The sequence below is a fragment of the Rhodococcus sp. IEGM1339 genome, assembly GCF_050321925.1.
In the GTDB taxonomy this organism is placed as follows: Bacteria; Actinomycetota; Actinomycetes; order Mycobacteriales; family Mycobacteriaceae; genus Rhodococcus; species Rhodococcus pyridinivorans.
The window spans coordinates 260,479-281,382 of record NZ_JBNQFT010000002.1 but is presented as its reverse complement, the minus strand read 5'-3'; the positions used below and the strand labels follow the sequence as shown (position 1 = coordinate 281,382).

Below are 20,904 nucleotides of genomic sequence, written 5' to 3'. Positions count from 1 at the left end.
CGGGGCCTGCTACCGCAGGTCTCTAATCTGGAGGGGATGTCCCCGACCACGCCCGCTCCCGACACCGCCTCGGACTCCCTCGCCCGCTGGCTGGCAGGTCGACGCGACACGGATCTGGCCGCCACGCTGCGCGCCCGTCCGGATCTCGTAGTGCCGCCACCGGCGAGCATGAACGTGCTCGCGAGCCGGGCTCAGCAACGCGCCTCGGTGTTCCGTGCGGCCGACGAACTCGACACCGCCGCCTTCGGGATCATCGAGGTGCTGGCCCGTCTCGGAGCGGTGGACACCCCCGTCTCCCGCGCCGCCGTGCTCGACGAGGTCTCCGGCCGCATCAGCGCGAGGAATCTCGACCGGATCCTGTCCACCCTGCGCTCGCTGCTGCTCGTGTGGGGGTCCACCGACGAACTGCGTCTCGTCGCCGCCGCCGTGGACGCCGTTCCGTGGCGCGTCGGACGCACCGGCGACGTCACCGGACCGTCCCGGCAGGAGCTCGACGACCTCCTCGCGGCTCTTCCGCCCGAGCAGCGCAGCATCCTCGACACCCTGTCGCGTACGTCCCCGATCGGTCGGACCCGCGACGCCGCACCGGACACCCCCGCCGACCGGCCCGTGCAGAAACTGCTCGCCGCCGGACTGCTCTTCCGCATCGACGACGAGACCGTCGAACTCCCCCACCGGGTGGGCCAGGCACTGCGCGACGACGCTCCCTTCGATCCGGCGGCGCTCGCTCCCCCGCGCGCACCGAAACCCACCCGATCGACCGCCGACGTCAATGCGACCGCCGGCGGCGCCGCCCTCGAACTGCTGCGGCACTGCGAAGACGTTCTCGACACCCTCGGTGCGCAAGCCGCCCCCGTCCTCAAGGCCGGTGGGCTCGGTGTCCGCGAACTGCATCGCATCGGGAAGGCGGTCGGACTCGACGACGACGAGACGGCGCTCGTCGTCGAGGTCCTCGCGGGTGCCGGTCTGATCGCGCGGGGCCTCCCCGATCCGCCGACACCGGGGGACGACGATCACTGGGCACCGACCACCGCCACCGACGCGTGGCTCGCGTCCTCCCCCGCCTACCGCTGGGCCGTGCTCGCCGGTGCCTGGCTCGATCTGCCGCGCCGGCCCTGGCTGATCGGCCGGCGCGACCAGAACGACAAGCCGGTCGCCGCGCTGTCCGACGAGGTGAAGTCCCCTACTGCCGCCCGCGACCGACGGTTGCTGCTCGACGCCCTCTCCGACGTGCCGGCGGCGGGCACGGACGTCGCCGACCTGCGTACCGCTGCGGCGTGGCGTCGTCCTCGCTGGGCGAGTCGCTTCGACACGACGAGCGTCGTGGAGACCGTGCGCGAGGCGACGACACTCGGTCTCGTCGCGCACGGCATGCTCGCGTCGCCGGGCAAGGCGCTGCTGCACGGCGGCGACGCCGAGGCCGAGATGGCAGCGGTGCTCCCCGAACCCGTCGACTACGTGCTCGTCCAGGCCGACCTCACGGTCGTCGCCCCCGGACCGCTCGTCCCCGAACTCGGCGAGCGGATCGCGCTCGTCGCCGACGTCGAATCGGCCGGTGCCGCGACCGTCTACCGGATCGGCGAGAGCAGTATCCGGCGCGCGCTCGACGCCGGGCTCGGCGCGAGCGACCTGCACGGCCTGTTCGCGACGCATTCGCGCACCCCGGTGCCGCAGTCGCTCACCTACCTGATCGACGACGTCGCGCGTCGCCACGGACGCCTGCGGGCCGGTGTGGCGACGTCCTTCGTCCGCGCCGACGATCCGGCTCTGCTCACCGAGGTACTGTCCGCCCCGGTCGCCGCCACGCTCGCCCTGCGCGCGGTCGCCCCGACCGTCGCGATCTCGCAGGCGCCTCTTGCCGAGGTGCTCACCGAGCTGCGCGCCGCTGGTTTCGCTCCCGCCGGGGAGGACGCATCGGGAGCGATCGTGGATCTACGGCCCCGGGGTGCCCGCGTCGCGATGCCGCGTGCCCGGGCCCGCTATGCCGGGCCCACCGCGCCGAGCGACGAGCAGCTCGACACCCTCGTGCGCACGCTGCGCGCCGGCGACCGTGCGGAGTCCGCGACACCGACGGCCTCGGCACGTGGTGACGGCAGCCGGTCCGGCGGTGCGGCGACGCTCGCGCTGCTGCAACTGGCCGTGCACGGCAAGCGCAGCGTCACCCTCGGCTACGTCGACGCTCAGGGTGTGGCGACGCGCCGCATCGTCGACCCGGTGTCGGTGGGCGGCGGGCAGGTGCAGGCCTTCGACCCGGCGACCGGCTCGGTGCGCAGCTTCGTCCTGCACCGCGTCACGTCGGTGGCGCTGGTCGACTGACGACGGACCCGGGTGCGGTTGATCGAGCATCGCCTGGAACCGCCCACCACCGGCCCGTGGGCGGAGAGGCTCAGCGCTGCGTCGCGAACCCCACGAACGCCCCGCCGACGGTGAACTGGTTCTCCGGCCGTGGGAGCCCGTAGTGCCCACGCAGGGTGGATTCGGTGTACTCGGTGCGGAACAGACCGCGCTCCTGCAGGATCGGCACCACACCGTCGACGAACTTCTCGAGCCCCGACGGCAGCACGGCGGGCATGATGTTGAAGCCGTCGGCCGCGCCGCTGTGGAACCAGTGCTCGATCGTGTCGGCCACCTGCTCGGCCGTGCCCGCGAAGGTTCGATGGCCGCGACCGCCGCCCAGTCGTTCGATGAGCTGCCGCACCGTGAGGTTCTCCCGTCGCGCGAGCTGCACGATGAGCGTGTACCGGCTCTTGGCTCCCTCGATCTCGTCCTCGGACGGCAGGTTCTCCGGCAGCGGCTCGTCGAGCGGAAGCTGCTCCGGCCGCAACCCGAACCGGTCGGCGAGCTGGTGGCGCGCGTACTCGGGCGAGATCAGCCGGGCCAGTTCGGCGTCGAGTTCGCGTGCCTCATTCTCCGTATCGCCGATGACGGGCACGATGCCCGGGAGGATCAGCACCTGCCGCGGGTCGCGGCCGACCTTGCCGACCCGATCCTTCACGTCGTCGTAGAACGCCTTGCCCTCCTCGAAGGTGGGCTGAGCAGTGAAGATCGCCTCGGCGTACAGCGCGGCGAAGTCCTTGCCGTTCTCCGACGAGCCCGCCTGCACGAGCAGCGGATAGCCCTGCGGCGACCGCGGCACGTTGAGCGGTCCGGCCACCGAGAAGAACTCTCCCTCGTGTTCGAAGGTGTGGACCTTCGCGGAGTCGGCGTGGATCGCCGCCTCCTTGTCGGCGACGATCGCGTCGTCCTCCCAGCTGTCCCACAGCTTGGTCGACACCTCGACGAACTCGGCGGCCCGCGCGTAGCGGCTCTTGTGCGCCGGCACGCCGTCGAGACCGAAATTGCGAGCGGCGTCGTCACCGGCGGTAGTGACGATGTTCCAGCCGGCCCGTCCCCCGCTGACGAAATCCAGCGATGCGAATCGACGCGCGAGGTTGTAGGGCTCGTTGTAGGTCGTCGACGCGGTCCCGATGAGACCGATCCGCTCGGTGGCCGTCGCGATCGCGGTGAGGATGATCGTGGGTTCGAGCTTGCCGCTCGGACGCCGTTCGGGATTCGCGAACAGCACGGGGCTGTCGGCGAGGAACACCGAATCGAACCTGCCACGCTCGGCGGTGCGGGCGAGCGAGATGTAGTGCTGGATGTCGAGATTCGCGTTCGGGTCGCTCTCCGGCAGACGCCAGGCCGCTTCGTGATGGCCGACGGGCATGAGGAAGGCGTTGAGGTGCAATCGACGATCGGTCATGTCTTCTCCTGTCGTGAAAGGTCTTTCGTCACAGTTGCGTGATGACACCGAGGGCGGTGAGGAGGTCTTCACGGATGTCCCGGAAACCGGGATCCGTGATGTAACGGGGCTTGTCGAGATCCACGTGGCAGTCGACGGCGAGGCGCCCTTCGTCCAGCACGACGATCCGATCGGCGAGCACTATCGCCTCGTCGACGTCGTGAGTCACGAGCAGCACGGTGGGACGGTGCGCGCGGACGAGGTCGTCGAGCAGTCCGTGCATCCTGATGCGGGTCAGGGCGTCGAGCGCGCCGAACGGCTCGTCGGCGAGCAGCAACTGCGGCTCCCGCACCAGGGCCCGGGCCAGCGCGACACGCTGTTGCTCCCCGCCCGAGAGTTCGAGCGGCCAGGCGTCCTCGCGCCCGGCCAGGCCGACCTCGGCCAGCATCTCGGATCCCCGGCTCCTGCCCTGCCTGTCGAGCCCGAGCGTGACGTTGTCGAGCACGCGCAGCCAGGGCAGCAGGCGGGAGTCCTGGAAGGCGACGGAGACCTTCTCCGGTACCGCGAGGGCGCTGCCCCGGATCTCCACGTCGTAGTCGAGGCCGGCGAGCGCCCGACGCTCGACCAACCGGAGACCGGCGTCGGATGCCAGACCGAAGATGCCGTAGACGAGCAATCCGACGAGGATGACGTCCGGCTGACCGTAGTTCTGGGCGTTGAACATCATCTTGCCCAGGCCGCTCACGGCGTTGATGCTCTCGACCACGATCAGGGTGAGCCACGCACCGGTCACCGCCAGGCGCAGACCGAGGAAGAATCCGGGCAGCGCTCCTCGCAGCACCTCCTTCCACACGAACTGTGCGCGAGTGAGAGCGAGGACCTCGGCGAGTTCGACGTAGCGCTGTTCGAGGGCCGCGAGAGCGTTGTGCGTCTGGATGTAGATGGTCACGACCGTCCCGAGTGCGATCACCGTGATCTTGAAGGTCTCGCCGATGCCGAGCCACAGGATCAGCAGCGGGATGAGACCCAGCGTCGGGATCGCACGCTTGAACTGCACAGGGCCGTCGATCAGTGCTTCACCGGTGCGCGTCAGGCCGGATGCGAGCGCGAGCGCGGTGCCGATGACACATCCGATCACGAAGCCCAGCACGGCACGGCTCAACGATGCCAGGATGTGTTGTTGCAGAGTTCCTTCCGCGACGAGTTCGACCGCGCTGGTCACCACGGTCCAGGGAGCGGAGAGCTTGCGGTCGTCGATCCATCCGGCACCCGACCCGATCGCCCACACGACGAGCAGCAGAACCACGCCGGTCATGCGCGAGAACGGGACGGCCTTGCGGAGACCGAGCCGCCGGAGCGGCCTGATCCCCTCCGTCGGTGGCTGATCGGTGGGGTCCAGTGGGCGGGCGCCGACCTCCACCGGCCGTGTCAGTGTGCTGGTCACGAATCCGACCCCTTCCGGTACTCCTACGGAACCGACTCCGCGGCAATCGTTTCGAATCTGCGATCGAAGATCTGCTCGACGTCGAACTCGTCGAACCATCCGGCCTCATCGAGCAGTTCCGAGGTCTCCTGCGTCCATTCGATCGCGGAGTCCCAGTCGGTGGGATATGCCGGTTTCTGGCCGACGGTTTCGACCATCCGCCTGCCGTCCTCGTACGACACCCCCTCGCTCTCGACGTAGTACTTCCGAATCCACTCGTCCCGGTTCTCCCACGCCCAGACGTCACCCTGTGCCCACAACGGGATGAATTCCTTGATCGCCGCGACCTTCGCAGGATCCTCGAGCACGGACACCGGAGCCCACAGAACACTCAACGCGTCGACCTCGGGCGTGAACACCCCTCGCGCGCCCTCGGTTTCGTACTGGTTCAGGTACTTCGTGAGGGTAGGTTCCACCAGCGGTGCGACGTCGACCTGTTTCGCCTGGAGCGCCGTGAGGAACTGCGTGCTCGGTAGTTCGACGAATTCCACCTCGTCGAGACCGATTCCGGCCGACTTCAGCGTCCGGAGCACGACGACACCCTGGGCCTGCCCCGGCGACAACGCGATCTTCCTGCCGCGCAGGTCGTCCAACGAATCGATGTCTGGACCGGGTGCCGTCGCGAGCGAGTACTGCGGCGAATCCTTCTCGCGTACGGCGACGATCCTGGCGTCGAGCCCGGTGGCACGGGCCTGGATGGGAGGAATCGCCGCATTGACCGCGAGGTCGACGGCGTCGCCGCGGAACGCCTGGATGACGTCGGGACCGGCCGAGACGTCGGGCCAGTCCGACACCGTGAACGGCAACTCGTCGATACGACCGGTCGCTTCGAGCTGGATACGGGTGGGCTTGACGGCAATGCTCAACGACGTCCCCGGTGGAATCTCCTCGGGAATTTCGGCGTCGGCGGACAATCCCCCGGTCGAACCGCCGGCGCACCCGGTGAGCACGACGCTCAGTGCGGCCGCGACGACGATCGGAGCGCGCGATCTTCGAGAGCGCACGAGTGAGGACACGATCATGAGAACTCCTTGCGAAGGTGAGGGGCGCGACATCGCGCGAATACGCCGACGTGCGCCACCGGAAGACGAGCGGGAACCCGAGCGCGGGCCCGACCGCGAGGACAGCAGTCCCGGAAACCGCAGTCCCGAAATCAGCGGTCACGGTACGGAGAACAGCGACAGTGCGGACAGCCACGGAACCGCGATCGGTGGACGACACGACACCCACGGTGTTCGCGACGCGAGGCACTGCGGCCTGCGATCACGGTCCGGCCCATCGCTCTCCCCCGTCCGCCCGGGCTGTGGACGTCCTCTGTCTGCACAGCATCGCCGGTGACGGTATCGGCCGCGCGGAACTTCCCGACAGGGATCAGCGCACGGTGAAATCAACTCCGGACACCGGAGTACGGAACATTTCAGCGCCGTGTTCGGATGGCGCACAGAATAATTCGAGCGACTGGCTTTTTCCGGGAAATGACGTATGGTGTGGTCTTGTCGAGTGGTTGTTCATCGAAGATGGAGTGACAATGGCCGACAAGGGCAAGAATTCGAAGAAGCCAGCGAAGTCCCTGAAGGAACGTCGTCAGGAGAAGCGGCAGAAGGCCGCCGAAGCCGGCGAGTTCATTCGTAAGCGGAAGCGGAGCTGAATCCGGTTGCAGGCCATGGATCTCGAAATCGCAGCGCTCGAAGCGCTGTCCGACAAGATAAGTGGATTGTCCGGTCGGGAAACGGGCACCGACGCACAGCGGCACGGATATCGCGCCGCCTTGGCGCGTGCACGGGTGTTCGTTCTCGACGAGCGTGCCGGCGCGATGAAACAGCCGGCCTGAGAAAAGAGAAAATCGGTACTGGAATGAAGCGGACGCTGCATGCCCTGGACAAGATCCAGGAACGACTCGAATCGGAACTGGATTCGAGACCTCCCACCTCCGAGAAAGACGCCGGCTACCGGTCCGGTATCTCCGAGGCGCTGGTGTGCGTGATGGAGGTGCGGCAGTCGCTCGCACGGTGAGTACGCCGTGAAACCAGTCGGCCGTGCGTTCCCGCCACGGGGGAACGCACGGCCGTACACCGTCGTGGTGGCGCGGTACGGCCCGAACCTGGAGAATGGGAAAGTTCTACTTTCCATCCACAGGAGGCACTCGTGGCCGACGGACCGCTCATCGTCCAGTCCGACAAGACCGTGCTCCTCGAGGTCGATCACGACCGGGCGAACGAGGCGCGGCAGGCGATCGCACCGTTCGCCGAGCTCGAACGCGCCCCCGAGCACATCCACACCTACCGGGTGACGCCGCTGGCATTGTGGAACGCCCGTGCCGCCGGTCACGACGCCGAGCAGGTCGTCGACGCGCTGGTCTCGCATTCCCGGTTCGCCGTCCCGCAGGCGCTGCTCGTCGACATCGTCGACACCATGAGCCGCTACGGGCGCCTCCAGCTGGTCAAGAACCCCGCCCACGGCCTGACCCTGGTCAGCCTCGACCGGGCGGTGCTCGCCGAGGTCCTGAGAAACAAGAAGATCGCCCCGATGCTCGGTGCGCGCATCGACGACGACACCGTGATCGTGCATCCGAGCGAGCGCGGACGCGTCAAGCAGATGCTGCTGAAGATCGGCTGGCCGGCCGAGGACTTCGCGGGGTACGTCGACGGCGAGGCCCATTCGATCTCGCTGGACTTCGAGACGAACCCCTGGCACCTGCGCGACTACCAGGAACTGGCCGCCGACTCGTTCTGGTCGGGCGGCTCGGGTGTCGTGGTGCTGCCGTGCGGTGCCGGTAAGACGATGGTCGGCGCGGCCGCGATGGCGAAGGCCGGCGCGACGACGCTCATCCTCGTGACGAACACGGTCGCCGGGCGCCAGTGGAAGCGCGAGCTGATCGCCCGCACCTCCCTCACCGAGGACGAGATCGGCGAGTACTCGGGCGAGAAGAAGGAGATCCGCCCGGTCACCATCGCCACCTACCAGGTGATCACCCGCAAGTCGAAGGGTGAATACCGCAATCTCGAGTTGTTCGACTCCCGCGACTGGGGGCTGATGATCTACGACGAGGTGCACCTGCTGCCGGCGCCGGTCTTCCGTATGACCGCAGACCTGCAGTCCCGCCGCCGCCTCGGTCTCACCGCGACCCTCGTGCGCGAGGACGGACGCGAAGGCGACGTCTTCTCGCTCATCGGCCCGAAGCGGTTCGACGCGCCGTGGAAGGACATCGAAGCCCAGGGCTGGATCGCCCCCGCCGACTGCGTGGAGGTCCGCGTGACCCTCACCGACGCCGAGCGCATGGCGTACGCGGTCGCCGAGCCCGAGGAACGGTACAAGCTGTGCTCGACCGCGCGCACCAAGATCCCGGTCGTGAAGTCGATCCTCGAGCAGCACCAGGACGCCCCGACACTGATCATCGGTGCCTACATCGATCAGCTCGACGAGCTCGGTGAAGCGCTCGACGCCCCGGTCATCAAGGGTTCGACGAAGACGAAGGAACGCGAGGCGCTGTTCGACCGGTTCCGGTCGGGCGAGCTGAAGGTGCTCGTCGTGTCGAAGGTCGCGAACTTCTCCATCGACCTGCCGGAGGCCTCGGTCGCGATCCAGGTGTCGGGCACCTTCGGTTCGCGTCAGGAGGAGGCCCAGCGTCTCGGGCGGCTGCTGCGTCCGAAGCACGACGGCGGGCAGGCCCACTTCTACTCCGTGGTCTCGCGCGACACCCTCGACGCCGAATACGCCGCGCATCGCCAGCGGTTCCTCGCCGAGCAGGGTTACGCGTACCGGATCACCGACGCCGACGACCTGCTCGGACCGCAGATCGGCTGACGCGGAGCGTCCCTGCGCGACGCGTCACAGGGACTTCGTGTCACTGCGGCCGGTATTCCTGTTCGGGGCGGCCGGTGGTGCCGTAGCGCAACTGCATCCGCAGGCGTTTCTTCGCGACGAGCGCCGCGAGATAGCGCTGTGCGGTCGCGCGCGACACCCCGATCGTCACGGCCACCTCCCCAGCCGACATCGGTTCCGGTGATTCCCGGAGCGCCTGCATCACGAGCTCTTCGGTCATCGAACGCGAGGGTGCCGGGCGGGCGGCCGGCAACACCGGCCGCAGTGCGGCCAGCGCCGTGTCGATCTCGGTCTGGGTGAGCTCCTCCCCCGCGACGACCCTGCGGTACTGCGCGTAGGCCGCCAGCCGCCGGGCCAGTTCGGTGCTTGCGAACGGCTTGACCAGATACACCAGCGCACCGGCGGTGAGTGCCGCGCGCACCGTCGTGCCCTCGCCGGCGGCACCGAGCACGAAACTGTCGCATTCGAGGCTCCGGATCAGGTCGATCCCGGAGCCGTCCGGTAGGTACACGTCCACGAGGGTGAGATCGACGGGACCGGCCCGAACGGCGTCCCGGGCCGCCGCGATGCTCCCGGCGACCGCGCAGACCTCGAATCCCGCCACACCCGAGACCACGGAGGCGTGGAGTTCGGCGACCCGGAAGTCGTCGTCGACGACGAGGACCTTCAGATCCGTTCCGCCCATCCCGTGTCCCTTTCGTCGAGCATCCCGGGCAGCGTCGCCAGGAAGACCGCACCCCCGGTCGGATTCTCCGGCGTGCGCTGCCCGCCACGGTCCGCCAGCACGACGTCGCCGCCGTGCAGCCGCGCGATGCGCCGTGCCAGCGCCAGCCCCATTCCCCGGCCACCGGGCACCGTCGGATCGCTGCGGGTCGTTGCGCCCTCGGCGAAGACGTCGGGCAGCGCGGGATCGACGCCGTCGCCGGTGTCCGCGACACTCACGTGCAGGTCGGCACCGTCCTCCATCAGTTCCACCTCGACCTCGGCCGGAGCGCGCCCGCTCGTGCGTGCCGCCTCGATCGCATTGTCGAGCAGGTTGCCGAGCACCGTCGTGACGTCGACGGGTGCCCGCACGGTGGCGTGCGCCCACGTGTTCTCGCCGAGCACGAGCGTGACTCCCTGCTCGCGCGCATGCGCGGCCTTCGCGACGAGGAAGGCGTGCAGGTACGGGTCGGTGATCGCGTCGATGCCCTCGAGCTGTTCACCGAGCGGACCCGAACCGAGGATCTGTTCGATGTACTCGAGCGCCTGCTCCGCATGCCCCCGGCGGAGCAGTCCGTCGAGCAGGTGGAGCCGGTTCGCGAACTCGTGCCGTTGGGCCCGCAGTGCCGTACTCATCGCCTTGACCGCGTCGAGTTCGCGCGTGAGCGTCTCGATGTCGGTCCGGTCCCGCACCGACATCACCGTGCCGAGATCCCGGCCATCGCGCACCACACGCCGCGAAACGGCGACGACGACCCGGTCGCCGGTGGTCGCCGCGACCGGGATGCCCTCCGCGGAGCGCAGCACGTCGAGCAACCGCGGGGTCATTCCGAGGGTGTCGACACTGCGACCGATTCCGTCGTCGAGATCGAGCAGACGACGCGCCTCGGCGTTGACGACGGTGACGATACCGCGGGCGTCGGTGCCGACGACCCCGTCGGAGATCCCGTGCAGCACGACCTCCTGTTCGCGGACCAGCTCGGTGAGCTGTTCGGGTTCGAGTCCCAGAGTGAGCCGCTTCCAGCGGTTGGCGAGCAGCAACGATCCGACAGCACCGCACACGAGTGCTGCGAGCGCGATCAGGACGGCATCGGCGAGGTCGCTGCGCAGGTCGGCGCGCACCCGGTCGGTGGCGATGCCGACGCTCACCTCCCCGACCACCCTGCCCGAGACGGGATCGCTCACCGGCACCTTGGCCCGGACCGAATCGCCGAGCGTGCCCGACTCGCTGGTCACGATCTCCCGTCCGGCGAGTGCCTCGGTGGGGTCGGTGCTCACCCTCCGGCCGAGCTGTTCCGGATCGGGATGCGCGAGCCGGAGTCCCTGGTCGTCGGTGACCACGACGAACAACGCTCCGGTGGCGGTGCGGACGGCCTCGGCGGCCTCCTGCACCGCACCGGATGCGAGTTCCGGGTTGTCCGGGGAAACCACCCCGTCGTCGGCGGCCGAATAGCGTGCGACCTCGTCCCGCACGGTCGGGTCCGCGGACACCGACCGTGCGATCGCGAGCGCCCGCTGACCGTGCTCGTCGGTGACTCGGTCCTCGGTGGTGGTGGCGAACACCGTGAATCCGATGCCGAGTGCCACCGCCACCACCGCGGACTGGAGCAGAAGTACCTGGGTGCGAAGTTTCACGGCGTCGCTCCCGTTCGTCCCATCCGTCCAGTGTGGCCCGGGGCCGATCTCATCCGAACGGAATCTGCCCGAGTACCACCCCGACGACGAGCATCACGACCGACACCACTCCGGCGCGCCACAGCACCTTGCGGTGATGGTCGGCCAGTGGCACCCCGGCGAGGGTCACCAGCAGCAGAATCGCCGGGACCAGCGGGCTCTGCATGTGGACGGGCTGTCCGGTGATCGATGCGCGCGCCATCTCGACCGGTTCGATGCCGTACTGCGCTGCCGTCTCCGCCAGCACCGGGAGTACCCCGAAGTAGAAGGCGTCGTTGGTCATGAAGAAGGTCATCGGGATGCTGAGCAGGCCGGTGATGACGGCGAGGAACGGGCCGAGTGCGTCGGGGACGACGCCGGTGAGCCACAACGCCATCGATTCGACCATGCCGGTGCCTTGGAACACGCCGGTCAGGACGGCGGCGGCGAACACCATCGCGACGACCGACACGATGCTCGACGAATGGCGTGCGATCGCGGCGGACTGATCGACGACGCGAGGGAAATTCACGGCCAGCGCGATACCGGCGGCGATCATGAACAGCACGGGGATCGGCAGGATGTCGAGGCCGAGGACGACGAGCAGCGCCACCGTGAGGATCGCGTTGAAGGGCAGCAGACGCGGACGCAGGGTCGGACGTTCGGGGTCGAGTCCGGCAGCCAACCGACCGACCTCCCCGTCGGTCGTATCGGTGCCCTTTCCGACCGTCGTACCCACTCCGGACGGACCAGCGCCGAGCGGCATCAGGTCGGGCTTCCACGTGAGCTTTCCGAGACGGCGACGTTCGACGAAGCCCAGGTGAGCAGCGAAGCCCAGCACGACCACGAGTCCGACGACGAGCGACGGGATCATCGGGACGAACACGTCGGACGGGGACAACCCGAGCGCGCTGGCTGCACGGACCGTCGGCCCGCCCCACGGGATGATGTTCATCGTGGCGTTCGCCAGGCCCGCGACGACGGTGAGGACGACCGGGCTGACCTTCAGTTTCAGGTAGAGCGGCAACAGTGCGGAGGTGGTGATGATGAACGTCGTGGACCCGTCCCCGTCGAGGGAGACGACCATCGCCAGCACAGCGGTTCCGATCACCAGTCGTGCCGGGTCGTCGCGCACGAGCCGCAGGATGAGCCGCACGAGGGGGTCGAACAGGCCGACGTCGATCATGATGCCGAAGAAGATGATCGCGAAGAACAGCAGCGCCGCTGTGGGGGCGAGACTTTCGACGCCGTCGACGATCATGTCGCCGATGTCGGTGCCGGCTCCGGCGATCAGGCCGAACGCGACCGGGATCAGGATCAGGCCGACGACCGGGGTGGCCCGTTTCGACATGATCAGGTACATGAACGTGGCGACCATCAGGAAGCCGAGGACGACGAGCATGGCGGTGCCCACTTTCTGACGTGATCGGGGCCGGTCCGGGCACACGTCGACCACGGGTCGCGGGCGCGACCGGAGGTCTGGTGTGGGGGTCCGGCTCGAAGCCGTGAGGGTTGTGTGATCTCTGCTACAGCAGAGTGTGTGGCCACGTCCCTCACCGAGTCACCGTTGCGCGCGAAAGCGCCGTTGTGCGCATTCTGCTCGAGCCCGTCGTGGTCGGGCTCGCCGCCGGAGGCCGACAGTGGTCGGCCCAAGGGCTCCAATAAGCTGGTGGCGTGCGCCGCTTCGACTTCCCTGTGGACCTGCCCCATGCCAAGGCCGTGAACCAGACCCTCGCGGATGTCCGTCGTCTGCGGTGGTCGGCGATATTCGTCGGCCTGGTGTGCGTCGCGGGTGCGGTGGGTCTGTTCCTGCTCGGCGAAGCCTGGGCGTACATAGTCGCCGCCGTGCTGGCGGTCGCGGCCGCGACGTCGGTGTGGGTGGCGCTGTGGGCGCCGCGCAAGGTGGGGACCATCGAACAGCTCTACCGCGACAGCCCTCTCGTCCCGGCCGTCGTCGCCGCCGAGCGTGCCCGCGGGCTGACGCTGCTCGCGCTCGTCGACATCGCCAAGCCCGAGACGTCCGGCCGGCACTTCGCCCTGGTCACCCGCAATGTGGAGGCGGTGCCGGGTCACCGGATCGCGGTCGGTGAGCGCGTGCCGTGTGCCGCGGTCCTTTCCGACCGCACGACCCGCAACGACTCGGGGGTGTGGCAGATGGTCGGCCCCATGCCGATCGCCTGGGGTACCCGTGATCAGAAGGTCATCGCCGACGCGGTCGCGCAGATCCCCGAGGTGGAGTGGCGCGTGCTGAAGGACAAGCTGAAGATGGTGGGCCAGGTCGATGCCACCGACGAGCGTCGCCTCGAACTGGCGAGCAAGGAACTGCCGCCCGAACTGCGGTGACGGGGGCGTGCCCCGGGACGTTGTGGGTCGCCGGATTGTCGGCCGACGACCCACACGGCCCGTGAACGGCTGGCTCCTCCAGCGCTCAGGGGCAGTGGGCATCACGCGAGGTGCGGGAGCACTTCCTTCTCGAGCAGTTCCAGCCCCGAGGTGTCGTAGGCGGCCTCGGGAACGTAGAAGATCGCGTACTCGAGCCCCTGCTTCTTCAGCGCGGTGAGGTTCTCGACGATCTGCTCGGGGGTGCCGACGGCGGGCATCCCCCGGAAGGCGTCGAGCGCCCCGTCGGCCTTCTCCGCCCCGACGATCGGTTCGAGACGGGCCCGCAGTGCCTCGAGCCGGTCCTGCACCTCGGCTTCGGTGCGGCCGATCGCCACGTTGTAGTTGGCCGATCGCACGATGGCGTCGAAGTCGGTGCCGACCTCGGCGCAGTGCTCGCGCAGGATCTCCGACTTGCGCGCGAACCCTTCGGGTGTGCCGTCGAAGTTGGTGTACTGCGCGTACTTCGCGGCGATCTTCAAGGTCACCTTCTCGCCGCCGCCGGCGATCCACAGCGGAATACCGCCCTCCTGCAGCGGAAGCGGGCGGACGATGGCTCCATCGACGGTGTAATGCCTACCTGAGAACGTCGCGGAACCCGTGGTCCACGCCTGTCGGAAGATCTGCACGCCCTCGTCGAGTCGGCGCAGCCGCTCACCCGGCGACGGGAATCCGTAACCGTATGCGCGCCATTCGTGTTCGTACCATCCGCCACCGATCCCCATCTCGATGCGCCCGCCGGAGATGATGTCGGCGGTGGCCGCGACCTTCGCGAGATAGGCGGGGTTGCGATAGGCCATGGCGGTACACATCTGGCCGATGCGCACACGCTCGGTGACGGCGGCGAAAGCCGACACGAGGCTCCATGCCTCGTGGGTGGCCTCGTCGGTGGGCGCAGGGACGGTGTGGAAGTGGTCGTACACCCAGATCGATTCCCACGGTCCGCGATCGGCGCGGAGCGCGAGATCGCGCATCACCTGCCACTGGTCGGAGGGGTCGATGCCGACGAGGTCCAGTCGCCAACCTTGGGGGACGAACAATCCGAAACGCATACGTGTCCTAGGGTCGAAGTGACGTTGTGCAGTGCCGGTTCGGCCGGCGCCACCTGTTCCAGTGTGCGCCGCGGCCATGGCGAGTATCGCGGAACGAAGCGGAACATGCAGGCCGCTCCGAGCAGAGCCAGACCGCCCACGGTCAGGGCACCGGCGGCCAGGGACAGGGTGGCGACGGCGCCGACGGCGAACGGACCGACGAACATGCCGGTGTCGTGGGTGAGCCGCCAGGCCGCCAGGAACTCTGCCCGGGTCGCAGGTGGTGCCGTGTCGGCACCGAGCGTCATGATCACCCCGTTGCCCAGACCGTTGCCGATGCCGAGCACCACCGCGACCGCCGCGAGAGACGCCAGGTCGTCGGCGACCGGCAGGATCAGGAAGGCCACCCCGATCACGAGCAGCGACGGCACCGCGACGGCCCGTCGCCCGTACCGGTCCATCAGTTGCCCGGCCGGATACGAACAGAGCAGGTCGACGGCACCGCCGATCCCGAAGACGATCGAGACGGTGGCCGCGTCGAGTCCGATATGACTCGCCCACAGCGGCAGCACCGCTTCGCGCGATGCCCTGGCCGCACCCATCAGCAGCGACGCGACGCCGAGTGTGCCGAGCAGTCGGCGGTGCCGTCGCAGGATCGTGCCGAGCGAGGTGTGCGTGCGCTCGCCGGTTCCGGCGTCCGTTCGTCGCCCGGTGTCCGGCGCCCGCGCCATGAGGACGCCCGACAGCACCACACCCACGGCCTGTACCGCGAGGCCGCCCCGAACTCCCACAAGGTGGATGACACCGGCGCCGAGGAACGGACCGAGGAAGAAACCGAGTCGCCACATCGTGGCGAAGGCCGCCATGGCCCGTGCTCGTCGCTCGATCGGCACGGCCTCGGCGAGATAGCTCTGTCGCGCCAGACCCCACACCGCGTTGGCGAACCCGGTGAGCACCGCGCCCGCGGCGAGAACCGCCGGTGTCCAGGCCGTGAGGGAGACCAGGACACCGACGGTTCCCAGGGCGGTACCTGCGAGGATCGCGCGACGCTCCCCCAACCGCGCGACGATGCTTCCCGCCGGCAGGTCGCCGATCACGGCGCCGAGCGCGACGAGTGCGACGACCACCCCCGCCACGGGCACCGACGCGCCGAGTTCGCGCGCGAGCAGTGCCACGACGGGGGCACCGGCACCCTGGCCGATCCCGAAGATAGCCGACGGCACGAAGACCGTGGTGATCAGCGATTTCGGGTCGAATCCCTCCGTCATGCGGCCACGACTCGGGGCTCGGACGGTTCGGCGGGGATCACTGGTCGGCGCGCCACCGCGACAGGCGGCGTTCGATCGCGACGAGGACGCCGTTGAAGACGAGCCCGACGAGCGAGATCGCGATGATGCCCGCGTACATGTCGGGGATCCGGAAGTTCAGCTGCGACGCGGTGATCAGGTAGCCGAGACCGGCCTTCGCGCCGACCATCTCGGCGGCGATGAGCACCAGGATCGACGAGGCCGCCGCCATCCGGACACCGGTGAAGATCGTCGGCACGGCCGCGGGCAGCACGACCTTCTGGAACAGGCGGTGCGCCGGAAGACCCAGCGATCGCGCGGACTTCACCAGCAGCGGATCCACCGTGCGCACACCGGAGATGGTGTTGAGGAGGATCGGGAAGGTGCACGCATAGATCACCAGCGCGACCTTCGAGGTCTCCCCGATACCCAGGATCAGGATGAACACCGGGAGCAGCGCGAGGGCGGCCGTGTTGCGGAAGACCTCCAGGATCGGGTTCAGCAGATCCGCGACCGGCTTGTACCAACCGATCGCCACCCCGAGCGGCACCGCGATCGCGACGGCGACGAAGAACCCTACGAGCGCGCGGGACAGGCTCGCCGCCAGATGGTCGGCGAGCTGACCGTTGCCGATCAGGTCGAGGAACGCTCCGACCACGGTGGTGAACGGCGGCAGGAACACCTCGTCGACGAGCCCGACCCGGGGAGCGATCTCCCACAGCGCCAGGAAGGCGACGATCGCGACGGCCGGCTTGACGAAACGCCACACCAGGGCACCGGTACGCCGCCCGACGCTGCGCACCGAGGATCCGGCCGGCGTGACTGCGGGTGTGATGCGGTCGTCGAGCTCGGGCTTCGTCAGAACGGCACTAGTGCTGGACATGCTGGGCCTCTTCCGTTGCTGTGGCGAGTTCGAGGTCGTGCGCGCGGGCCACCTCCGAGTGCAGCAGCGACCAGATGTCGTGCCGCAGCGCCCGGAATGCTTCGCTCGAGCGGACGTCGTCGACGTTCCGGTCGATGTCGACGTCGACGACGGTCTTGATCCGACCCGGTCGGGACGTGAGGATCGCGACGCGCTGTCCCAGATAGACGGCTTCGTCGATGCCGTGGGTGATGAACAGGATCGTCTTGCCGGTCTCGCGCCGGATGCGGAGCAGTTCGTCCTGCAAGGATTCGCGGGTCTGGGCGTCGAGTGCCGCGAACGGCTCGTCCATGAGCAACACTTCGGGATCGAAGGCGAGGCTGCGTGCGATGGCGACGCGCTGCTTCATGCCTCCCGACAACTCGTGCGGGTAGCGGTCGCCGAATCCGTGCAGGCCTACGAGATCGAGGTAGTGCCCGGCGAGATCGCGACGCTCCCGCTTGGGCAGACCCTTCGCCTCCAGACCGAATTCGATGTTGCTACGGGCCGTGCGCCACGGGAGCAGTGCGTACTGCTGGAAGACGATTCCACGATCCAGGCCGGGGCCAGAGATGGGCCGGCCGTCGAGCAGGATCTGCCCCGAGGTCGGTGTGGTGAGACCACCGAGAAGGTCGAGCAGGGTGGACTTTCCGCAACCGCTCGGTCCGACCAGGACGAGGAACTCCCCGTCGGCGAGGTCGAGACTGATGTCGTCGAGCGCGGTGAAGGTGTCGTTCGTGCCGCGCACCGGGAACTTCTTGGTGACGTGGTCGATCCGGAGTTTGGGCTCGCTCACTTCGCCTCCTCGAGGGGTTCGCCGTTCGGGCCGCTGGTGGGCTCGTAGGTGCCGTTGGCGTAGGGGTTGAATTCGTTCGTGTAGACGTCGTCGAGTTCGATCTGCCCTTCGTCGAGCTCGCCGTTGCGCGTGAGCCAGTCGATCCACGTCCGGATCTCCTGGTCGGTGATCACCCCACCGGGGCCGGCGACGCCGGGGCTGCGCCAGTACGCGACGAGGCTCGTCGACTCGTTGCGTCCACGACCGTCGATGATCTCCTCGAACTTCGCAATCACCTCTTCGCGCGGGGTCACCTGGGTCCAGCGGATGGCACGGGCCGTGCCCTGCACCAGGTCGGCGACGACATCGCGGTTCCGCTCGATGAAGTCGTTGCGGAACACGAGTGTCCCGTAGGAGAACGACCCGAAGAGGGACTCGTCGGTGAACAGCGGCCGGATGCCGCCCCGTTCCACCGCGGTCTCGCGGAACACGCTGCCGAGCGTCCCGACGTCGATCTGTCCTTCGCGTAGAGCCTGCTCGGTGTTGACGGGCGGGACCACGATGAGCTCTACCTGCGCGATCTCCTCGGGGGTCAGGCCCTGCTGAGCGAGCCACTCCCGCACCAGGAATTCGTGGTGGGCACCGAGGGTGTTCATGCCGACCTTCTTGCCGATCAGATCGCGCGCGGTGCGGATCGGGCTGTCCTCGAGGACGAAGTAGCCGTTGAAGGTCTGCTCGTCGGACCCGTAGTAGGCGAGCACGGAGGTCAGCGGTGAGTTGCCGGCCTGCGCCTTGATCACGGCACCGTTGAACGCGCCGCCGAAGTCGACCTGGTTCGTCGCGGTGTTCTGGAGCGACTGGGGGCCGTTGCCGTTGTCGCCGATCCATTCGAGCCCGACGTTCTCGAAGTATCCGAGCGCTTCGGCGAGTTCAGGGAACCCGACCTGTCCGGCCGAGCCCTCGTAGCGGAGAACGGTCTTGCCGTCCGCAGTGGTGGTGGCCTCGGAACCCGAGCAGGCCGTGGCGACGGAGGCGAGGGTGAGGAAGGCTGCAGTCGCAGCGACGACGCGCAGCAGATTTCTGCGCAGGGCGGATGCGGGCATCAGGATTCGAGTCCTCGTGTCGGCCCGTGGTGCGGGCACGGTGATGTGATGCCCGAGCATGCCGGGCACGGTGATGTGATGCCCGAGCATGCCGGGCACGGTGATGTGATGCCCGAGCATGCCGGGCACAGCGAACTACGCACCGGCGGTGCGGTGACGGGCGCTGCTGTTCGTCAGCGGCAAGAGATGTGGTTGTCTCTCAGCGACAACACAACCGACACTCGGACACGGTCCGTCCCCCTTCGAAGTTCTGCGACCGTGACAGCATCCCCGCCCCGCGTGCAGGATCGCAACGATTGTGCGCAGCGTGATCGGAAGTGGCCGATTCCTGCCCCGCGCACGGCGAAGGCCGACACATCGACTGTGCCGGCCTTCGTTGCAGTAGGGACGATGCAGCAGGGGTCAGGAGCGGAAAAGCGAGAACAGGCTCCGCCGGCGCCGTCCGCCGTCCGCGTTGCCGGAACTGCACGTGCAGCGATCGGCTGCGGGAACGGACGCCATCACGGCGTCGACATGCTGCCCACACCCTCCCCAGCCGGTGCTACCGCAGGTCGGGCACGTCACGGGAAAACACATGAGAATCTCCTCGTATCGATTGTCGTATGGGGGTCAGGCGGACAGGCGGGAAGCGACCCAGGCGTTGTAACCGCCGAGCAGGTCGGTGACGTTCTCGAAACCCTGCGCACGCAGCAGTGATGCCGCCACGCTCGAACGCCACCCACCTGCACAGTGCACCACGATCGGTTTACCGACCGGTACCTGTTCCAGACGGGCGCGCAACTGTGCCAACGGAATCGGAACCGATCCGGGAATCACACCGGATTCGCGTTCACCGGGATTGCGGATGTCGACGAGGGTGACCGCATCGTCGGCGAGCAACCGGTCGAGTTCTTCGACCGTCGTCCGTCGGGCGGTCTCGATCAGGCCGGTGAGTTCGGCGGGGAAGACACCGTCGCGATCGACGTTCAGATAACCTGCCGCACCGTCGGATCCGATGCGGGCGAGACGCACCGCGGCATTCTGTTCTTCACCGGGATAGGTGATCAGCACGATCCTCTCACCGACCTCGGCGACCATGCCGCCCGTCTCCGCGAAACGGCCGTCGAATCCGACGTTCACCGAGCCGCGCAGGTGCCCGGCGGCGAAGTCGTCGACACCACGCGCATCGAGAACACGTGTGCCGGCGACGAGTTCGTCTTTCACCTGTTCCGGCGTCAACTCGGGAATCGCGCGGTCCTGCACCAGGAGCGGGTGCATCCGCTTGTTCATCGCCGCGTCGACCGAGAAGTACGACGGAGCTGCCGGCTGGCCTTCGGTGACCAGGCCGACGAAGTCGTCCTCGCTCATGGGCTGCACGGACGGGTTGGTGGCGCGCTGCTCGCCGATGGTCGAGGTCAGTTCGCTCGACAGGTTCTTCCCGCAGGACGAACCGGCACCGTGAGCAGGCATGACGACGACTTCGTCGGGCAATGTCAGCAGCTTCTCGTGCACGGTGCGGTACATCGCGCGAGCCAGATCGGCACTCGAGCCGTCGCCGAGGTTGACCAGATCGGGACGTCCGACGTCGCCGATGAACAGCGAGTCCCCGGTGAGCACTGCGGCCGGGACGGCGCCGGAATGCTCGCGCACCAGCACCGATATCGACTCCCAGGTGTGGCCCGGGGTGGACAGGATCTCGAGTTCGACCTCCCCCAGCGACAACTTCTCGCCGTCACGCAGACGGCGGATCGGGTAGTCGGTCTCCGCCGCTTCACCGAATCCGATCCACGCACCCGTGGCGTCGACCAGCTCGAGATGACCGGAGACGAAGTCCGCGTGGAAGTGGGTGTTGATCACACCCTCGATGGTCAGGCCGTACTTCTCTGCGTCGGAAAGATATTCGGTGATGTCGCGGCGGGGATCGACCACGACCGCCCTGCCCGTGTTCTCGTCACCGATGAGGTAGGACGCATGGGAGAGGCACTCGATGTAGTACTGCTCGAGAATCATGGATTCCTCCGAATGAGTCGATTCGACCTCGTTGTGGACAAGCCTGCCATATACCCCCT

17 protein-coding genes and 2 pseudogenes are annotated in these 20,904 nt (G+C 68.1%); 6 read left to right on the top strand and 13 right to left on the bottom strand.

Going from position 1 to position 20,904, the window contains the following annotated elements; all coding sequences use genetic code 11:
• The first annotated feature begins 36 nt into the window (after positions 1-36).
• Entirely contained in the window at positions 37-2,316 is a 2,280-nt protein-coding gene (locus ACQR3U_RS04035) for a helicase-associated domain-containing protein (RefSeq protein WP_006551682.1), read from the top strand.
• Between the two features lie 70 nt (positions 2,317-2,386).
• On the opposite strand, the gene ACQR3U_RS04030 is transcribed toward ACQR3U_RS04035, so the two are convergent.
• The 4 genes and pseudogenes from ACQR3U_RS04030 to ACQR3U_RS04015 all read right to left on the bottom strand — a co-directional run bounded on the left by ACQR3U_RS04030 (position 2,387) and on the right by ACQR3U_RS04015 (position 6,226).
• Positions 2,387-3,742 carry an LLM class flavin-dependent oxidoreductase gene (locus ACQR3U_RS04030; RefSeq protein WP_064852751.1) on the bottom strand — a complete coding sequence of 452 codons (1,356 nt, stop codon included), beginning with the start codon at positions 3,740-3,742 and terminating at the stop codon, positions 2,387-2,389.
• A 28-nt stretch (positions 3,743-3,770) separates the two neighbouring features.
• A pseudogene (locus ACQR3U_RS04025) lies at positions 3,771-4,337 on the bottom strand (ABC transporter ATP-binding protein); the annotation flags it as partial.
• A pseudogene (locus ACQR3U_RS04020) lies at positions 4,326-5,165 on the bottom strand (ABC transporter permease); the annotation flags it as partial. The pseudogenes ACQR3U_RS04020 and ACQR3U_RS04025, both read right to left, overlap by 12 nt.
• Before the next feature lie 23 nt (positions 5,166-5,188).
• On the bottom strand, positions 5,189-6,226 hold the full coding sequence (locus ACQR3U_RS04015; protein ID WP_230809756.1) for an ABC transporter substrate-binding protein: 1,038 nt from the start codon (positions 6,224-6,226) through the stop codon (positions 5,189-5,191).
• Positions 6,227-6,414: 188 nt separating this feature from the next.
• Here ACQR3U_RS04015 and ACQR3U_RS04010 point away from each other — a divergent pair, with 188 nt between their 5' ends.
• The 4 genes from ACQR3U_RS04010 (at position 6,415) to ACQR3U_RS03995 (ending at position 9,008) form a co-directional block, all read left to right on the top strand.
• Positions 6,415-6,852, top strand: coding sequence for a hypothetical protein (locus tag ACQR3U_RS04010; protein WP_152641002.1), 438 nt, complete (start codon positions 6,415-6,417; stop codon positions 6,850-6,852).
• A 15-nt stretch (positions 6,853-6,867) separates the two neighbouring features.
• A complete protein-coding gene (locus tag ACQR3U_RS04005) occupies positions 6,868-7,035 on the top strand; it encodes a hypothetical protein (protein ID WP_230809755.1) in 168 nt (55 codons plus the stop codon).
• A gap of 23 nt (positions 7,036-7,058) precedes the next feature.
• A complete protein-coding gene (locus tag ACQR3U_RS04000; protein ID WP_019289943.1) occupies positions 7,059-7,217 on the top strand; it encodes a hypothetical protein in 159 nt (52 codons plus the stop codon).
• Between the two features lie 132 nt (positions 7,218-7,349).
• The gene (locus ACQR3U_RS03995) at positions 7,350-9,008 is read left to right on the top strand and encodes a DNA repair helicase XPB (protein ID WP_230809754.1); all 1,659 of its coding nucleotides are present in this window, start codon (positions 7,350-7,352) and stop codon (positions 9,006-9,008) included.
• 40 nt (positions 9,009-9,048) lie between these two features.
• Here ACQR3U_RS03995 and ACQR3U_RS03990 read toward each other — a convergent pair whose 3' ends face one another.
• The 3 genes from ACQR3U_RS03990 to ACQR3U_RS03980 are packed head-to-tail and all read right to left on the bottom strand — an operon-like array spanning position 9,049 to position 12,783.
• Positions 9,049-9,711, bottom strand: a complete 663-nt coding sequence (locus ACQR3U_RS03990; protein WP_230809753.1) for a response regulator — start codon at positions 9,709-9,711, stop codon at positions 9,049-9,051.
• Entirely contained in the window at positions 9,693-11,363 is a 1,671-nt protein-coding gene (locus tag ACQR3U_RS03985; RefSeq protein ID WP_230809752.1) for an ATP-binding protein, read from the bottom strand. The genes ACQR3U_RS03990 and ACQR3U_RS03985 overlap by 19 nt, the downstream gene beginning before the upstream one ends.
• 49 nt (positions 11,364-11,412) lie before the next feature.
• Positions 11,413-12,783 (bottom strand): CitMHS family transporter, encoded by a 1,371-nt coding sequence (locus ACQR3U_RS03980; protein ID WP_230809821.1) that lies wholly within the window; start codon positions 12,781-12,783, stop codon positions 11,413-11,415.
• 272 nt (positions 12,784-13,055) lie between these two features.
• On the opposite strand from ACQR3U_RS03980, the gene ACQR3U_RS03975 reads away from it, so the two are divergent.
• Positions 13,056-13,724, top strand: coding sequence for a DUF3239 domain-containing protein (locus tag ACQR3U_RS03975; RefSeq protein ID WP_230809751.1), 669 nt, complete (start codon positions 13,056-13,058; stop codon positions 13,722-13,724).
• 101 nt (positions 13,725-13,825) lie between these two features.
• On the opposite strand, the gene ACQR3U_RS03970 is transcribed toward ACQR3U_RS03975, so the two are convergent.
• From ACQR3U_RS03970 to ACQR3U_RS03945, 6 genes are all read right to left on the bottom strand, one after another.
• Complete coding sequence (locus ACQR3U_RS03970) at positions 13,826-14,812, bottom strand: LLM class F420-dependent oxidoreductase (RefSeq protein WP_006551691.1); 987 nt, start codon at positions 14,810-14,812, stop codon at positions 13,826-13,828.
• Complete coding sequence (locus ACQR3U_RS03965; protein ID WP_230809750.1) at positions 14,734-16,059, bottom strand: MFS transporter; 1,326 nt, start codon at positions 16,057-16,059, stop codon at positions 14,734-14,736. The genes ACQR3U_RS03970 and ACQR3U_RS03965 overlap by 79 nt, the downstream gene beginning before the upstream one ends.
• A gap of 37 nt (positions 16,060-16,096) precedes the next feature.
• A complete protein-coding gene (locus tag ACQR3U_RS03960) occupies positions 16,097-16,960 on the bottom strand; it encodes an ABC transporter permease (protein WP_006551692.1) in 864 nt (287 codons plus the stop codon).
• Positions 16,947-17,774: an ABC transporter ATP-binding protein gene (locus ACQR3U_RS03955; protein WP_024103071.1), complete on the bottom strand. Its 828-nt coding sequence runs from the start codon at positions 17,772-17,774 to the stop codon at positions 16,947-16,949. Before ACQR3U_RS03955 ends, ACQR3U_RS03960 begins: the two co-directional genes overlap by 14 nt.
• Positions 17,771-18,856: an ABC transporter substrate-binding protein gene (locus ACQR3U_RS03950; protein ID WP_230809749.1), complete on the bottom strand. Its 1,086-nt coding sequence runs from the start codon at positions 18,854-18,856 to the stop codon at positions 17,771-17,773. Before ACQR3U_RS03950 ends, ACQR3U_RS03955 begins: the two co-directional genes overlap by 4 nt.
• Before the next feature lie 609 nt (positions 18,857-19,465).
• Entirely contained in the window at positions 19,466-20,845 is a 1,380-nt protein-coding gene (locus ACQR3U_RS03945) for an MBL fold metallo-hydrolase (protein ID WP_230809748.1), read from the bottom strand.
• Between the last annotated feature and the right edge of the window lie 59 nt (positions 20,846-20,904).

Coding starts and splice junctions, on each gene's coding strand:
- ACQR3U_RS04035 (WP_006551682.1), top strand. CDS start 37: ATGTCCCCGACCACGCCCGCTCCCGACACCGCCTCGGACTCCCTCGCC.
- ACQR3U_RS04030 (WP_064852751.1), bottom strand. CDS start 3,742: ATGACCGATCGTCGATTGCACCTCAACGCCTTCCTCATGCCCGTCGGC.
- ACQR3U_RS04015 (WP_230809756.1), bottom strand. CDS start 6,226: ATGATCGTGTCCTCACTCGTGCGCTCTCGAAGATCGCGCGCTCCGATC.
- ACQR3U_RS04005 (WP_230809755.1), top strand. CDS start 6,868: ATGGATCTCGAAATCGCAGCGCTCGAAGCGCTGTCCGACAAGATAAGT.
- ACQR3U_RS04000 (WP_019289943.1), top strand. CDS start 7,059: ATGAAGCGGACGCTGCATGCCCTGGACAAGATCCAGGAACGACTCGAA.
- ACQR3U_RS03990 (WP_230809753.1), bottom strand. CDS start 9,711: ATGGGCGGAACGGATCTGAAGGTCCTCGTCGTCGACGACGACTTCCGG.
- ACQR3U_RS03980 (WP_230809821.1), bottom strand. CDS start 12,783: ATGCTCGTCGTCCTCGGCTTCCTGATGGTCGCCACGTTCATGTACCTG.
- ACQR3U_RS03970 (WP_006551691.1), bottom strand. CDS start 14,812: ATGCGTTTCGGATTGTTCGTCCCCCAAGGTTGGCGACTGGACCTCGTC.
- ACQR3U_RS03965 (WP_230809750.1), bottom strand. CDS start 16,059: ATGACGGAGGGATTCGACCCGAAATCGCTGATCACCACGGTCTTCGTG.
- ACQR3U_RS03960 (WP_006551692.1), bottom strand. CDS start 16,960: ATGTCCAGCACTAGTGCCGTTCTGACGAAGCCCGAGCTCGACGACCGC.
- ACQR3U_RS03950 (WP_230809749.1), bottom strand. CDS start 18,856: ATGCCCGCATCCGCCCTGCGCAGAAATCTGCTGCGCGTCGTCGCTGCG.
- ACQR3U_RS03945 (WP_230809748.1), bottom strand. CDS start 20,845: ATGATTCTCGAGCAGTACTACATCGAGTGCCTCTCCCATGCGTCCTAC.